Below are 15,096 nucleotides of genomic sequence, written 5' to 3'. Positions count from 1 at the left end.
TGCCTCCAGTATAATTGGATATTTCAGTGAGTGTTTCATCGTTGGAACCCAGACTCGGCTACGGGATCGGCTTCAGTAACAGCTGAGCGACATCTCTTGCATCATCGGCGGCGCTGTAATCGCCCATAACACGCGACATGGTGATAGCGCCTTCAATCAGTATCAGTAGCTGCCGGGCCAGAGGTAACGGCTGCGCGGTATTCAGTTGAGCGGTAAGCTCAAACACGTAGTCCAGTAGCTTCTGTTTGTGCACGCTGGCTATTTGACGAACCGGATCAGAAGGATCTCCCACTTCACCTGCCGTGTTGATAAACGCGCATCCGCGATATCCCTCCGACTCGAACCAGCCTTTAAGCACGGTGAACATATTCAGGATGCGCTCCCGCGGCGTATCCGCCTTGTCGCATTCCGTCCTGAACCACTCCATCCAGCGCACATCACGCGCGCTCAGCGCCGCGGCAGCCACTTCGTCTTTGTTCGTGAAATGGTGATAAATACTTTTCCGGGCCACGCCTGACGTCTTCACCAGAAGATCCATACCGGTGGCATGAATACCGTTCTGGTAGATGAGCTGTTCAGCGGTCGCGAGAATCTTCTCTCGTGTGTTAGTCATGTTTTTGTTCATAGGGTGATGGTAGAACGATCGTTCTCCTCGATCAAGTGTTAGTCGATAATCTTTTTTGTCCCCCGGCGGGGGACATTAATAAAGTGCTTTAAAATCAAAAACAAAACATACATCTGGCAAAAAAACTGTATAACGCTGTAGCGTGCAGGAACGAAAACCCGATGTCCGGCGGGTTATCCCGTACGATCTCAGTGTGATGGATGGATGACGCGTTAGGGAGAGGCAGGTTAAAAAAATCCTGTAAAAATAAGGCGGTCTGAATTCTTGAAAACACAGTGAGTTTACCCGGCCCATGGGTCCGGATGATGTCTGCCCTTTCCTGAACAGAAGCCCCGTTAAATAGTTAACACGTTATGCTTCCTACGATGAGAATACGGTTACTCTCAACACATTCAATCGTTACCACATTGTCATTACACATCCCAAAGACCTCTTTCGTTAAAGGCGTCATGTTTCAGAACGTCGCCCTTCATGCGTCCTTGCCATTGGGTGATAAACGCTTGGGTGTTGGTCGCAGCAAGATGCGCAGTCAGTGCATCCTGATCTTGCCAGCGTTCAGATACGAGCACTCTTGCCACCAAAGGATCCTCTAGTGCAACGTCATACGCGAGGTTTCCTTCACGTTTGCGCGCGGTTTGAGCAAGTAGCTTTATATCGGCCATAAACTGCTGTAAGTAAGAGGGGTCAATCACTACATAACCGGAAATGATGAGCATATTCTTTGCCTTTTCTGTTACTCCCCGACCGTCATACAGGGCTGGTCGGGAAAGTGATTATCAAAAGTTTGTCAGCACAATTTTGCCCTGAATACTTCCCATTGCAGCACGCTGATGGGCGGCAGATGCCATGGCTAACGGATAAGTGCTATCAACGACGACCCGGATAATGCCGCTTTCCAGAAGATGACCAGCTTCAGATAATTGCGCACCACTGGAACGTACTTGCGTTGATGACACCAAAATATCTTTTTGAGCGGCCTCACTCCTTGCGGAAAAACCCAAAGGATTAACGAGAAATAATGCACCGCCTGGTCTTATACAGCGCAGAAAACGCGCCATATTGGCGCCACCAACTGCATCAAGAACGAGATCAACATTCTTTACGGCGCTCTCAGCCGCTGTTGTGGTGTAGTCGATAAATTCGTCAGCACCCAGGTCGCGTAATAGCGCCTCATTGCGCGAAGACGCCACTGCAATCACCCGCGCACCTTTCCAACGAGCAAGCTGCACGGCAATATGTCCCACGCCGCCACCGGCACCATTGACCAATACGGTCCGACCGGCTAATGGCACCGCTTTGTGAGGAAAAGGCTGGAAAGGATTTGGCGCATCATGCCCCGTTTCGATAAGAAACTGCCAGGCCGTGAGGAGTGACATCGGTGCGCCCGCGGCTTCAACATGTCCAATTCCCCGAGGTTTCAGCGCCAGTTCTGATGCAGGAACGCTGACATAGTCTGCATAGGCACCACTGCCCGCCATCACCCTTTCAGGAAAGCGCACCATCGAATAGACCTCATCTCCGATGCTGAACGCTGTAACATTTTTACCGACCGCTGCGACAACGCCGGATACGTCAGTACCTAAAATGAGCGGGAAAGTGGGATTTGGCCACCATTCCCGCGGCAATGCCCGATAACCGTCACGCAGATACCAGTCTGGCGGGTTAAGGCTGGCCGCCCGCACATGGACAAGAACATCGTCATTTCCCACCCGTGGCATGGATATGTCTTCATAAAGCAGATTATCTGGCCCGCCAAACGCATGTAGCTGTACTGCTTTCATCATTTCAGTCATTACCATCTCGCTCTAAAAGGTACTCAGGTGACAGAGCATACGACCAATACTCATAGTTGATAATATGGCCGAATTTCGCTTTACTTATGCCATGAAGGAACAAATAGGTATTGAAAGACTCACGGGTCTCATTGCATTCGCGCGTGCAGGTGCGTTGGGTAGCTATACTGCTGCTGCCCGCTCGCTTTCCGTTTCGCCTTCAGCCATCAGTAAGAGTATTCAGCGGCTGGAGAAGCATCTCGGTGTCACCTTATTCACCCGAACGACACGTTCGCTCGTACTGACTGCCGAGGGGCGTGAGCTGCACGAACGGGCTTTGCAGTTATTACGGGATGCCGAGGAGATAGAGCAGATAGCGAAGCGCTCACGCGCCGAGCCAGCAGGGATGTTGCGCATTGCGGCATCGTTACCGGTGGGCATCCATATGATTGCCCCGGTGCTTGCGGAATTTTGCGCACGTCATCCAAAAGTGATGATTGATTTACGCTTGAGCGATCAGGTAGTAAGCATCGTTGATGAAAATATTGATATTGCCATTCGAATTGGCGAGCTTGCAGATTCAAACCTCCTGTTGCGTCGCCTCCCGCCCTATCAGATAGGTTGTTATGCTTCGCCTGAATATTTAGCCCATAGCCCCCTTCCGGCACACCCCGATGACCTCATCGGGCATAAAACGATTAATCTGCGTTACCAAAATACAGGGCAACTTTTTCGCTGGCCGTTCCGCATCGGGGAGCGGGAAGTTGAAATAGTGCCTCCGTCAACGGTGATTGTTGATGCAAGCGAAGCGGTCATCGCAGCAATTGCCGCCGGAGCCGGAATAGGCATGGCTTCAGATTTTATGGTCGCGGCTCTGGTAAGGGAGAAAAAATTAGTCCCTGTACTCTCTGATTTTGCTGTGGAGCGTCGCAATATTTCAGCGGTCTGGCATGAAAGCCGTCGTTCAAATCCTGCGGTACGCGCCTTTCTGGACCATATGCTTAAATACGCTTAAATTGCCTGCCTCTGGTGATAATAAACACTGCACAGTGAGCGTTACCGTGAGCATGGTCTGCTGGTGTATGAGAACCTGCTGAAGCAGGGTTTTTACGCCTGGTATCCATTATTACTGGGGAAGATCATTCTCGGACAGTTTTTTTATTGGATAAGTAACCAATGGTTTGATTTCTTTAAGGACAAACATGCTCTGCATTTCTTTAATTCCCGGTAAGCGGCGTACAACTGACATGGCGAAATCAGCATAGTAGTCCAGATCAGATACCACAACTTGTAGCAGAAAGTCTGCATCTCCACCGATGCTATAGCAAGCAACCACATCTTCCAATGCAGTGACCTCTTCTTCGAATTTTTTTGCCTCCGCTTCACTGTGGCTATCAATCGCTACCCGAATGAAAACCATCACGCCCAGACCGATCTTTTTACGGTCAAGGACAGCACGGTAGCCCTGAATCACCCCATCTTCCTCAAGCTTGCGCACTTTGCGCCAACAAGGAGACGCTGACATGCCTATCTTTTCAGCCAGTACCTGATTAGTTACACGCGCATCGTCTTGTAACAGCTTGAGAATTTTCATATCTATCGGGCTAAGTGCCATAATGGAAAACTCCTTTCTTTTTTTAAGCATCAGAGGGTAATATTTACCTAAAAATCACGAACAAGTAAATAATATAGGTAACAATTTTCCATTTAGCTGCTGCATAATATATGTGCTTATTCGATAAATTATTACAAACAGCATAAGGGAACCGCTGAATCATATGTTGATGCATATAGTCATGTTTACATTCAGGAATCCATGGAGCTGGTCATCCCTGGAAGCTATTAATATTGCAGACTGGAAGGTTGTTGATATTGAGCTGCCCAGTGATTTTACACTAAATAGTGGTTTGCTATCTGTATTAAATGACCTCCCCAGTATTCATTGAAATATTTTCTACATCATTGAGGATAAAAGATGAAATTTGATGCCAGCCAACATCGCTGTACGATTATTATTGATAAAGATCTGCCAGCGGGTCTTGCTATGAATGCAGCAAGCGTCATTGGAATCAGTTTTGGACGTATGATTGAAAACCTTGTTGGTCCTGATATGCAAAGTCTTGACAACGTCAATTATCCAGGTGTTATTTACAGCCCACTTCCTGTTCTGCTGTCATCAGGTGAGTATCTTCATGAAATACAGACTAATGCAGAAAATGACAATGACATTTATATTATGCCATTCAGTGCATTGGCACAGTCATGCAAGACATATGATGAGTATGGAGAAAGAATATCTTCAGTCAATAGTGGAAATATCGAACTGGTAGCAATTGGACTCATTGGCCCCAAAAAGAAAATAACAAAAATGACAGGAAATCTCCCACTCTACAAATAATTTACCGTCAATTATTAAAATGCGGCCTCAATTTCTCACGTCAGAAGTTCCCCCGATAGCATGTAAGCTGCAAAAAACCTTATTTAAGCCCGTTGGGCTTGCCGTTCAGGATCTGGTCTTTGCAAGGGCCGTTGTTGCTCACACCAAAATATCTATGGACAACGAGTTTAAATAATCTTCTTTCCCGTATTTAATTTCGACAGGAATAATCATGTTAGGAACTGCTCAAATCATATCTTACATTGCTGCGCTCGGTTTAGCTGCCGCAATCCCAGGACCAGGTATGACTGCATTAGTCGCCCGTAGCGTAAGTGGTGGTGTTGTAACCGGTTTTACGATGCTGGCCGGATTAATTCTCGGAGATTTGATTTATTTATCTATTGCGGTGTTCGGTCTGGCGGTGATAGCTCACACTTACACATCCCTTTTCACACTGATTAATTGGGCCGCTTCACTCTATTTATGTATGCTGGCATGGCAATTTTGGTGCTACCAGTCTCAGGCAATAAACATTGCCAAAAGAGCAACAAAACGAGAATTAGTATCTGCCTGGTTTTCAGGATTGACCATTACACTTGGGAATCCTAAAACCATCGCCTTCTATCAAAACATTTTAAATGGAGTTATTATGTTAGGAATTGTAACGGATATGCCAGCATGGGTAATTATACTTTTAGTCTCCTCCCTGCTTTATTGCATAAGTTTTTGCTTTAAAAAGATGTCATCATTAAACTCCTGATCATTATCCCCAGCGGATTTATGATTGTCTCGATTATTTCGTTATTACAACAAGGCAATATTATTATTGCAGGTTTGATGTGGCTTGCTGGTTGTATTATCGGGGGTATGGCGGAAAATCGGATATTCTCACCTCAGACTTATCATCCTGGACGTAAAGTCGGTACCATTACCGTACCGGGAACCTGGTCTGTTATTATCATTTTTTTGGTCTACTTCCCTCTTCGCTACTATATCGGTTATCGTCAGGCAATGGCGGCCGACCATGCTCTTAGCATGCCGCTGATTTTATTATTAGCAGTGTCTTCCGGCGGTGCTGTCGGTTTCTTTACCCTTCGAGCATGCATTATATTCTGGCGTTATAAAAAATTTGCCGTGAAGGAATAGCAGAGTGGGTCAATTCAGCCGGTGCAGGGACTCCGATAACACCGGGTCCCTGGGATGTTCAGGCAACCGCCGCGCGGGCATCTGCATCAGAGATGGCCTGTTGAGGAGATAGTCTCTGGTAATGGGGGTATTCGCTCACAGGCGTCTTAAACGTGTTGCAAGAGCCTCACCAGCCGCACACGTTCGTCTCCTCGTCGGATTCGTAGCCTCTTACGATGTTAATCAGTTCTTTGACGGCATCTGCCGCGATCGCCGGGTCCTTTAACGCTACCAGGGTGGCGAAGTCTTTATCAACGGACACGCCATTATTGTTGTTGGTCACACTCAGCACGACGTCGCTGTCATCACCCATTTTTCCCGACAGCGCACTGATCAAATCCGTCACCGCCTGGGCGGCGACATCCGGCACATACAACGCCATCGGTTTCAGAAACACCCGTTCTTCTCTTTGATGGTGTTCACGGCCTGATAACGCCAAGGAATAACCTTTATTCTCGATATCCACGATAACTCCCTTACCCTTCGATTAAAATTTTAGGATCAACATAAAAATCGACGTTAAATAACGTGTCATCGGATAACGCTTCTATACGGTGCCACGTTTCTGGCGGGAAGACACCAAACTGCCCGGCCTCAATCGTCAGCGTATCAACCGGGTCCGGACTGGTTTCGTCCGCATAACCGTAATAGCGGATAGTCCCCTGCATGACGCATAAACGTGGGTAAACCCCCTGTCGGGTTCCGGCATCCAGATGACGTTGCCAAATAGACGCGGGGGCAGTTTCTTTTGTCCAAAATGGTGTGGTTCGTGTATGAATATAATGAGCGGGTATAACGATTCGTTGCATAGTTCAGCCTCTCTTTCCCCGATAAGATTGAAATGACGGGAAGATAAAACCATATGTTGCATATCATATACCTCTTTTTTTTAATTTGTGGATTATTTTTTACGCAAAATTGAATGAATTAAATAAAAACGTTATAAATCAATCAGATAAAATAAAAAAGACATAAAATTTAACGATAAAAAACAATCACTTAAAATTAATAAACCTCATTTAATAGCCTGATATCAATAGGTCTGACACCCAATAGACTACCCCATAAATACTCAATTGTAGTTATTGTTAAATGAATATAAGGAGAGTAGAAATGGGCGATAGAGTTCCGTTAGCAATAGGCATCGCCACAATGAAGAAGAACGTAAAATTAAATTCATTTTATTATGGATTCCCGGTATTTCTCGTCACCACAATAGATAGCAAAAATGGGAATACCAATATTTCCCCAGCCTCGTCAGCCATTTCTCTGGGGGACAAGATTATTATAGGCATTAGTAAAGGGAGTAAAACTCACAGTAACTTGCTGTCAGGCTCTGATGTGGTCATCAATATTCCTGACTATAATCTGTGGGAGAAAGTGGAAGCGCTCGGCAAACTGACAGGGGGAGAAACACTGTCTGAAAGCCAGATAAAATGGGGCGTTCAGGTCTGTCATGATAAATTTGCCCAGACCGGACTTCATACGGAAACATCCACCCGCGTCGCACCACCACGCGTGGTTGAATGTCCGATTCAGGCGGAATGTAAAACCGTCAGCACAACGGATAAAGGACGTTTTATACTCGCAGAGCTTGATATTCTGACCGTGTGGGTTGAAAACCACCTCTTAGGTCAACATGATGTTGTCGATTCATCAAAATGGAAGCCGCTGATCTACAACTTCCGTGAATACGATACCACCGGCGACGCATTAGGCTTTAATTTTAAATACGGGCATTAATTGCCACGCTCCCGTTATCCTCTAAATAATCCGAGTTGCAGGACAATGACCGTACCGCGTTTGTCCTGCAACGGCGTTTATAGGAGAGCGGTGCCTCTCACACAGCGGCGGGCATATTCATCAGGAAATGAATTTCACGCCTTGTTTTAACACGATATCGCACGCCTTGGTTTTGACCTTTTCCGCGAGTGGGCTGTTGCCAATCGCATTCAGATCGACCTGTTTCCCCTCACCGGTCTTTAACAAACCCGATACCCCTTGCAGGTAATCCGCAGGTTTCTTCTGTTCCGGTTGAGAAGCCAGCCCCAGCTTACTCATCAACTGATTTTTGATATTTTCGGTGTTCGTGGCCGCAACCAGTTTCTGTTTTATGCAGTATTGCAGGATGCCCGCCGCATTATGCATGCTGCCAGCACTCAGCGAGCGCGCATCACTACTGAGCAGGCTACCAAGCCCGCTGGCATTACCATCCGAAGCATTATGCTGGCTTAACTGGCTGGCCGCGCTGGAAAGGGAATCTTGCCAGCTGGCCGCCTGAACATAACCAGAAACTGCCATCAGGGCGGCAATACCCGCCATGTTCACTGCACGTTTGATTACTGTCATAACACGCTTGCTCTTCTTTGTTATCGAAAACTGCAATGAGTATACCTGCGCTGTGGCAAGCCACCATCCGATAAAACTGAAACAGAACGCGTCATCATCATGGTGCAGTAACTGAGCTAATACGCCATCAGCCCGATGAGCCAGACTTATTTCCTGTCAAACGGCGCGTAATATTCCACTTCAAAATACCCGGTATCTATTTTGCCGTTTTCATCTTTCCTGCACCGAATGATCTCCAGTACGCCACCATTGACATGGGTATAGTCCTGGCCGGGTAAGATGTGGTGGTAAATCGCTTTCAAAAACGATTTGTATTCCTGCTCGTCACCGGAAAAGGCGAAGCGTAAATAACGGTCACTTGATGTTGACGCCTGACTGTCCACATCATCAGCAAGCAGGCGTTCATGCGGCTCGACTGCACTCATGTGATGCGCCACGCGTACATGGCGATTAACCCGGTTTTCATCCGGGATCACGGTCGAAAAGGAATAAATGACTACCTCGTCGCCATCATATTGCTGGCTTGCCTGCTCCCACCAGTGGACCCGGTGCGAAATGTCATTCCCCGCGAGGAAGTCATCAACATTTTGCGAATGTTCAAACGAAAAGGTGGCCGTCGGTCTGGCCGGTAAATTAACCAGTTCGGGGATCGGCAGCCAGTCAACACCCGCGCCTAATGACGGTTGCAGATTGGAGAAATCCCAGAATGAGGTTCTGCGGTAATGGCCTGGAGACATACCAAAACGTTTTTTGAAGGTGCGGGTAAACGACTGCTGGGAGTCAAAGCAATAACGTAACGCCACATCCTGAACGGTTTGGCTGGTGAGCTTTAGCTCAACCGCCGCCTTACTCAAACGCCGGTTGCGAATATAGCTTCCCAGAGAAACGCCGGTTTCCTTCTTAAACAACCGCTGCAAATGCCATTTGCTATAACCCGATTTCGCGGTGACGTCATTGATCATCAGTGGGCTTTCAAGATGGTTTTCTATCCAGCCAACCAGCTCAGTAGTAAATCTCACCATCGATGGCATCGTTGATAACATCATTGCAAAATCCTCCTTACTGACTACCAGAAATACACTCAACCCTACCGATAACATGCCGGCATCTGCGTCCCCCCCCGCCGTATAACCGCGGCGTGGGCGAACACAACATACCGAAGAGAAGAACGTCAGTAAGGCAAGTAGCGCGCCACCACATCATCCGGCAGCATCTTGGTTAGCAGCCGTCTCAGTTGTTCCGTTTCCTCAGGCGTCAGGCGAGCAGTGATCTTCGCCGGCAAAACCTGCATCCCTTCCTGTTCAAACTGCTGGCAGATTTCCCGCCCTTTTTCCGTCAACGCCAGAATCACCTGCCGTTTATCACTGGGGTGAGACTGACGAATGAGCAACTCCCGCTTCGCCATCCGCTCAATCATGCGGCTCAGCGCGCCGCCGTCCATCATCACGTTTTTGCTCACCTCTATCGGGCTGGTCAACCCTTTATAGATACTGATCAAGACTTTGAACTGTGGAGCGGTGATATCACCATCAGCAAAATACTCATTGAGCAGGTGATCTTTAAACTGATTCGACAGGTGGATAAGCAAACCTATCGGGCAAAGCGCGTCGTCGTGGTTACTGTTCATGATATCGTAAAATTGACCAGGCATTAATTGATTAAGAAATTAATGCCTGGTCAATGAAATGTCAACGGCGATTCGTGCCTGGTGACATTTTCGCAGCAATAAAGGAGGGGATGAGGCGTTAACGAAAGGTCATGACCGACTGCAACAAGCGTTGCGCATAAGGGTGGGAAACGTTGGGCAATGCATTAACCGCGCAGCTTTCAACCATTTCCCCCTCACGGAAAAACATCACGCGATGGCACAGATACGCCGCCGCCTGAATATCATGCGTAATGAACAGGCAGGCAAGATTAATGCGTTTTTGCAACGCGATGAGCAAATCCAGAATCTGTACCTGAGAAGAGACATCCAGCGCGCTGATCGCCTCATCCAGCACCAATAACTGAGGCTGGGTTGCCACCGCGCGGCAAATGCACACGCGCTGGATCTGACCGCCCGACAGCTCATGGATATAGCGCTCGCGTAACGACGGCGCTAACCCGGCTAATGCCAGCAATTCGGTGATTCGGTGATCCTGTTCGGCACGATGGAGGGTTTCCTGTAGCCGCAACGGTTCGGATAACGCCTGATACACCGTCATCAGCGGGTTAATCGACGAGGTGTAATCCTGAAACACCGCGCTGATACGGTGCTTCCTGTTTTGGGCACAAGAAACCGGCTCGCCCGCCAGCAACACACGTCCCCGATCCGGCTGCTCCAGCCCGCAAATCAGGCGTGCCAGCGTACTTTTCCCGCCGCCGCTTTCACCGACGATACCGAGACATTCGCCCGGCTCAAGCGAGAACGACAGCGGCTTTATCACTTTATGCTCTCGTTTACGGAAAAAGTGACCGTGCGTTTGCCAATAACTTTTTTCAACCTGCCGGACCTCCAGCAACATACGCTATGTCCCCATAATCCGGTGAAACGCCTGACTCAACCGCCTGCGGGTATCAATCAACGTCCGTGTATAGTCCTGCTCGGGGCAGGTAAAGACCTGTTCGGTCTCGCCCTGCTCCACCACCCGACCGTCTTTCATCACCACCACAAACTGTGCCAGCGCCCTGACTAACGCCAGGTCATGGGAAACAAACAGCATCGCGCTCTGTGTGCGTGTTTGCAGCCCGATAAACTGCTGAACGATATCGAATTGCGTAATACTGTCGAGCGATGCCGTCGGCTCATCGGCAATGATTAACGCTGGTTGCAGCGCCAACGCGATGGCAATCATCACCCGTTGCAACATGCCACCGGAAAGCTGATGGGGGTAAGCGGCCAGCACGCTGTCCCCCTCCCGTAACCCCACACTCTCCAGCATGTGCCGGGCGCGGGCACGACGCTGCGCACGCGGTAATGACGTATGTTGCCTGAGCGTTTCGTCCAGATGGTTGCCCACGGTATATAGCGGGTCAAACGCGCTGGGGGCGTCTTGCATGATGAGCGCAATCTGCCGACCACGCAGCGAAAGCCATGCTTTGGGTGAGAGGTGTTGCATGTCGCACCCGTTGAACATCGTTTCACCGCTGGCGTGCAACCAGGGTGGCAACAAGCCAAGCAGGCTCTTGCACAGCAGGGTTTTCCCGCTGCCACTCTCGCCTACTATCGCCGTACAGCAACCACGATGGAGCGCCAGCGTCACATCCTGCACCAGCAGGTTACCGGTGCGCTTGTCAGCCACCGACAGTCGATTGACATCGAGTAATACCGGTTGCGTCATGATGGCGACGTCTCCCGGTGGACGTAACCGGCAGGCTCCAGTGCGTCATGCAAGAAGTCGCCAACCACATGGCAAGCTGCTACCACCACGGCAATGGCGATACCGGCAGGCAACATCTGTGTGGGATGGGTCAACATGACATTTTTCGCTTCGCTCAGCATATTTCCCCATTCCGGTAACGGTGGCTGAGCCCCTAACCCCAGGAAAGAGAGCGCGGAAATCATCAGGATCACACTGCCGATATCCGCTGACGCCAGGATAACGCTGTCAGCGGCAGCGGCGGGCAACAAATGCCGTCGCATGATGTACGTTGAGGGAGCGGCAATAACACGCACGTAGTTGATATAATTTTTGCTGCTGTGCCTGAGCGTCATACCGCGGATCATCCGTGCATACCAGGCCCATTTCGCCAGTACCACCGCCAACAGAATATTTGGCATGCCCGGCCCAAGAATGCCGACGATGGCAAAAATCATCACCTCGCTGGGAAACGCGAGCATGGCATCGCACAGGCGCATCACACCGCTATCAAGGCGGCCTTTGAAATAACCGGCGATCACCCCGATGATTCCGCCGGTCAGTACAGTCAATACCATAGCGGCGATGCTATAAAACACCGTGGTTCTGACGCCAAACACCAGGCGTGAAAAAACACACCGCCCCAGGTTATCCGTACCGAGCGGATACAGCAGGCTGACGCCCTGATATTTGTCTTTTATCGATATCAACGTCGGGTCATGCGGCGCAATCGCAGGGGCAAACACACCGGCCAGACAGACCATCAGCAACAACAGGCTACAGCACAACGCCAGCTTGTCCTGCCTGATTCTCGCAGCGATACCGGGCCGTCTCATTCCCGGGCCGCCTTCATGCGTGGGTCAAGCCTGACCTGCATCACATCGGTCAAAAAATTCCCTACCAGAAACAGCAGCGCCATCAGCAACATGTAGGCCTGAATGATCGGATAATCACGGTTAAAAATGGCGGATAGACACAGACGACCGACACCGGGCCAGGCAAAAATATTTTCTATCACCACCGTACCGGCAATCAGTTTGGGAATACTCATGCCTATCGCCACCAGTGACGCATGCAGGGAATTCACCAGCACATGCTTAGTGATAATCAGCGGTTCAGGCAACCCCCTTGCTCTGGCGTACAACACGTAATTTTGCCGCAGATTGCCGAGCATACTGCCCCGGATAAGGCGGATATAAGTACCGATATACCCCAACATCAGGGTACAGGCGGGGAGGATCACGGAATGCGTTTCCTGCATACCGCCAACCGGGAACAGGTTCAGCCTGACCGCCAGCCCCCACATCAGCAACAGGCCAAGCCAGTAATTGGGGATAGAAACGGTTAAAAACACCAGACTACGCACGACCTTATCCCACCCGGAATGTTCGGTTATCGCACAGGTGATGCCTAAGCTCAGCGACAACGTCACGATCAGCACCAGCGTGACCGACGCCAGATGTAAGGTCGCGGGCAGCGCTTGCATAAACTCATACCAGACTGGCTTTCTGGTGATAAATGACGTGCCGAAATCCAGGTGCAGCGCCCGCCAGAGCCACCACACATAACGCTGGAGGAATGGCCTATCCAGCCCCAGCTCATGGCGCACCAGCCGTATCGCTTCATCGGTCGGGACTATCTCATTAACACGCAGGGCAACCTCTGCCGGGTCGGAGGGCACCAAATTCAGCAACGAGAAAGCCAGAAACGAGATGACCGCAGCCAGCGGCACCATCATGAGTAATCGTTTGATGAAATAAGCACGCATCCGCGTCGTTTTCCTCTTCCACGCCCTGATGTCATAGCCGATGCCATCCCCGTTGCAGCACCATCAGCATGATCGCCCGGTATTCAGAACGACATGTTCTCGAAAGGGATCTCATACTGTGAGGCATTAAATGACACCCCTTTCAGCGTCGGTGCATAAATCGCTTTCGTCCTCGAATACGTCAACGGGATGTACACCGCTTCCTCCGTCAGCAGGGTGAATAACTGCGTGTAGCGTGCCTGACGCTGCTTTTCATCCGGCGTCAGTAAAATATCGCCAATCAAGGTGTCGATCTCGGCCTTGCGACGTAACCCCTTCTGCGCCTGATAATCCGCATGTGCGGGGATGCGGAACGAGGAGATATACGATGCCGGGTCATAAGGCGTTCCCCACGACAGCGAGTATTGCAGGTCAAAATCACCGGATTTCTGGCGGTCCAAAAACGCCTGTTTTTCTTCGCCCAGAATAGTCAGTTGCACGCCGACGTTCTTAAAATCACCCTGAATCAACTCAGCAATTTCTCGCTCCGCCGCGTTGTTGCGGTTATACGACAGCATCAACACCAACGCTTTGCCGTCTTTTTCCCGCACCGTTTTTCCTGCCGTCAAATGCCAGCCAGCGGCGTCCAGCAAGGCACTCGCCTGCTGTGCATTAAACCGGTAAACCGGCAAATCAATGTCACAATACGGTACACGGCGCGACAGTAAGGTATCGGCGACACTTTCGGTGTTACCCATGACACCACTGGCAATAGCCGTTTTATCAATCGCGTATTGCAGCGCCTGGCGCACCGCTTTATCGCCGGTGATAGGGCGACCGCTATTGAGCACCAGTGCGCGGGAGGCAACCGGTGGGCTTATCAACGTCCGATACTTCCCCGACGCCTCAAGTGCGGCAAAGCTATCCATATCCAGCATGTCGCCGTCCGCCCCGAAAATGAGCTGGACGCTCTCTTTTTGCAACGCCATCAGCATCGACTGTTGGTCAGGCATCACCCGCCACAGCACGCTGTCGAGATGCGGTCGGCGACCCCAGTAATCGGGATTGACGACAAAGCGCGCATACTGATTAGGTTTATGCTCCGCCAGCACCCAGGGGCCGGTGCCGGCATACCCGCTGATGCCCTCTTTGGTTTTACCGTTGATAAACACTTTCGGTGACACAAAACGGAAAGGCCGGGTTAAACCCAGTTCGATTAACGTCGGGTAATAGGGGTGTTTGAGTGTTATCTCGACACGGTAGCTATCCAGCACCGTGACCTTATCAATCTGCTGTACCAACTCAAGCCAGGCATGGCGTTGATAGTTGTCTAACACCGCGTCGATATTGCGTTTAACCGCATCCGCCGTGAACGGCTCACCATCGCTAAACCGCACGCCGTGGCGTAACGTGAAAACATACTGTTTGCCGTCGGGTGATATCGTCCAGCTTTCCGCCAGCCAGGGTTTAACCCCCTCAGGCGTATTGATGACCAGCGACTCAAACACCATATTCTGAGCGGCCATTTCGCCCGCATAAAGATGAGGATTGATATCACGAATATCTTTGGTACTGGCATAAACCAACTGATTGTCGCGCATATCGGCAGCAACAGAAAACGCGCCGAACAGCAAACACAGTACCAGCGCTGCCAGTGTGATGGGGCGTACCCTAGCCATGACATGTTACCCTGAAATAAT

General features: G+C 50.0%; 19 protein-coding genes. 5 read left to right on the top strand and 14 right to left on the bottom strand.

The window, feature by feature from the left end; genetic code table 11:
* Window positions 1–58: 58 nt before the first annotated feature.
* The 3 genes from FAZ14_RS09985 to FAZ14_RS09975 all read right to left on the bottom strand — a co-directional run bounded on the left by FAZ14_RS09985 (window position 59) and on the right by FAZ14_RS09975 (window position 2,418).
* Complete coding sequence (locus FAZ14_RS09985) at window positions 59–625, bottom strand: TetR/AcrR family transcriptional regulator (protein WP_153508469.1); 567 nt, start codon at window positions 623–625, stop codon at window positions 59–61.
* A 413-nt stretch (window positions 626–1,038) separates the two neighbouring features.
* Window positions 1,039–1,341, bottom strand: coding sequence for a putative quinol monooxygenase (locus tag FAZ14_RS09980; RefSeq protein WP_153508468.1), 303 nt, complete (start codon window positions 1,339–1,341; stop codon window positions 1,039–1,041).
* A 60-nt stretch (window positions 1,342–1,401) separates the two neighbouring features.
* Window positions 1,402–2,418: an NADP-dependent oxidoreductase gene (locus tag FAZ14_RS09975; RefSeq protein WP_194287074.1), complete on the bottom strand. Its 1,017-nt coding sequence runs from the start codon at window positions 2,416–2,418 to the stop codon at window positions 1,402–1,404.
* Window positions 2,419–2,509: 91 nt separating this feature from the next.
* Here FAZ14_RS09975 and FAZ14_RS09970 point away from each other — a divergent pair, with 91 nt between their 5' ends.
* Window positions 2,510–3,412: a LysR family transcriptional regulator gene (locus FAZ14_RS09970; protein ID WP_153508475.1), complete on the top strand. Its 903-nt coding sequence runs from the start codon at window positions 2,510–2,512 to the stop codon at window positions 3,410–3,412.
* Window positions 3,413–3,523: 111 nt separating this feature from the next.
* Here FAZ14_RS09970 and FAZ14_RS09965 read toward each other — a convergent pair whose 3' ends face one another.
* On the bottom strand, window positions 3,524–4,012 hold the full coding sequence (locus FAZ14_RS09965; RefSeq protein ID WP_016943797.1) for an Lrp/AsnC family transcriptional regulator: 489 nt from the start codon (window positions 4,010–4,012) through the stop codon (window positions 3,524–3,526).
* A 360-nt stretch (window positions 4,013–4,372) separates the two neighbouring features.
* On the opposite strand from FAZ14_RS09965, the gene FAZ14_RS09960 reads away from it, so the two are divergent.
* From FAZ14_RS09960 to FAZ14_RS09950, 3 genes are all read left to right on the top strand, one after another.
* On the top strand, window positions 4,373–4,795 hold the full coding sequence (locus tag FAZ14_RS09960; RefSeq protein ID WP_016943798.1) for a DUF2000 domain-containing protein: 423 nt from the start codon (window positions 4,373–4,375) through the stop codon (window positions 4,793–4,795).
* Window positions 4,796–5,006: 211 nt separating this feature from the next.
* Window positions 5,007–5,534: a LysE family translocator gene (locus FAZ14_RS09955; protein ID WP_016943799.1), complete on the top strand. Its 528-nt coding sequence runs from the start codon at window positions 5,007–5,009 to the stop codon at window positions 5,532–5,534.
* A 20-nt stretch (window positions 5,535–5,554) separates the two neighbouring features.
* Window positions 5,555–5,920 (top strand): hypothetical protein, encoded by a 366-nt coding sequence (locus FAZ14_RS09950; RefSeq protein ID WP_016943800.1) that lies wholly within the window; start codon window positions 5,555–5,557, stop codon window positions 5,918–5,920.
* Between the two features lie 166 nt (window positions 5,921–6,086).
* Here FAZ14_RS09950 and FAZ14_RS09945 read toward each other — a convergent pair whose 3' ends face one another.
* Together FAZ14_RS09945 and FAZ14_RS09940 are read right to left on the bottom strand one after the other, a co-directional pair.
* Entirely contained in the window at window positions 6,087–6,425 is a 339-nt protein-coding gene (locus FAZ14_RS09945) for a DUF1869 domain-containing protein (protein WP_029456651.1), read from the bottom strand.
* 10 nt (window positions 6,426–6,435) lie between these two features.
* A complete protein-coding gene (locus FAZ14_RS09940; RefSeq protein ID WP_019844735.1) occupies window positions 6,436–6,768 on the bottom strand; it encodes a TehB family protein in 333 nt (110 codons plus the stop codon).
* A 343-nt stretch (window positions 6,769–7,111) separates the two neighbouring features.
* On the opposite strand from FAZ14_RS09940, the gene FAZ14_RS09935 reads away from it, so the two are divergent.
* Window positions 7,112–7,702, top strand: a complete 591-nt coding sequence (locus tag FAZ14_RS09935) for a flavin reductase family protein (RefSeq protein ID WP_029456652.1) — start codon at window positions 7,112–7,114, stop codon at window positions 7,700–7,702.
* Between the two features lie 120 nt (window positions 7,703–7,822).
* Here the strand turns inward: FAZ14_RS09935 and FAZ14_RS09930 are convergent, their stop codons facing one another.
* From FAZ14_RS09930 to nikA, 8 genes are all read right to left on the bottom strand, one after another.
* Window positions 7,823–8,308, bottom strand: coding sequence for a YjjA family protein (locus FAZ14_RS09930; protein WP_016943803.1), 486 nt, complete (start codon window positions 8,306–8,308; stop codon window positions 7,823–7,825).
* A gap of 146 nt (window positions 8,309–8,454) precedes the next feature.
* Window positions 8,455–9,354: a helix-turn-helix domain-containing protein gene (locus FAZ14_RS09925; protein ID WP_016943804.1), complete on the bottom strand. Its 900-nt coding sequence runs from the start codon at window positions 9,352–9,354 to the stop codon at window positions 8,455–8,457.
* Window positions 9,355–9,479: 125 nt separating this feature from the next.
* Entirely contained in the window at window positions 9,480–9,959 is a 480-nt protein-coding gene (locus tag FAZ14_RS09920; RefSeq protein WP_016943805.1) for a MarR family transcriptional regulator, read from the bottom strand.
* 94 nt (window positions 9,960–10,053) lie between these two features.
* Entirely contained in the window at window positions 10,054–10,815 is a 762-nt protein-coding gene (locus FAZ14_RS09915) for an ABC transporter ATP-binding protein (protein ID WP_016943806.1), read from the bottom strand.
* A 3-nt stretch (window positions 10,816–10,818) separates the two neighbouring features.
* Window positions 10,819–11,631: an ATP-binding cassette domain-containing protein gene (locus tag FAZ14_RS09910; RefSeq protein ID WP_016943807.1), complete on the bottom strand. Its 813-nt coding sequence runs from the start codon at window positions 11,629–11,631 to the stop codon at window positions 10,819–10,821.
* Window positions 11,628–12,485, bottom strand: a complete 858-nt coding sequence (opp1C, locus tag FAZ14_RS09905; protein WP_153508467.1) for a nickel/cobalt ABC transporter permease — start codon at window positions 12,483–12,485, stop codon at window positions 11,628–11,630. The genes FAZ14_RS09910 and opp1C overlap by 4 nt, the downstream gene beginning before the upstream one ends.
* Window positions 12,482–13,417: a nickel/cobalt ABC transporter permease gene (gene opp1B, locus FAZ14_RS09900; RefSeq protein WP_153508466.1), complete on the bottom strand. Its 936-nt coding sequence runs from the start codon at window positions 13,415–13,417 to the stop codon at window positions 12,482–12,484. The genes opp1C and opp1B overlap by 4 nt, the downstream gene beginning before the upstream one ends.
* Window positions 13,418–13,500: 83 nt before the next feature.
* Window positions 13,501–15,075: a nickel ABC transporter substrate-binding protein gene (gene nikA / locus FAZ14_RS09895; RefSeq protein ID WP_153508465.1), complete on the bottom strand. Its 1,575-nt coding sequence runs from the start codon at window positions 15,073–15,075 to the stop codon at window positions 13,501–13,503.
* Between the last annotated feature and the right edge of the window lie 21 nt (window positions 15,076–15,096).

Source organism: Dickeya oryzae (assembly GCF_009372235.1).
GTDB lineage: Bacteria > Pseudomonadota > Gammaproteobacteria > Enterobacterales > Enterobacteriaceae > Dickeya > Dickeya oryzae.
This window is presented reverse-complemented; position numbering and strand designations above follow the sequence as displayed.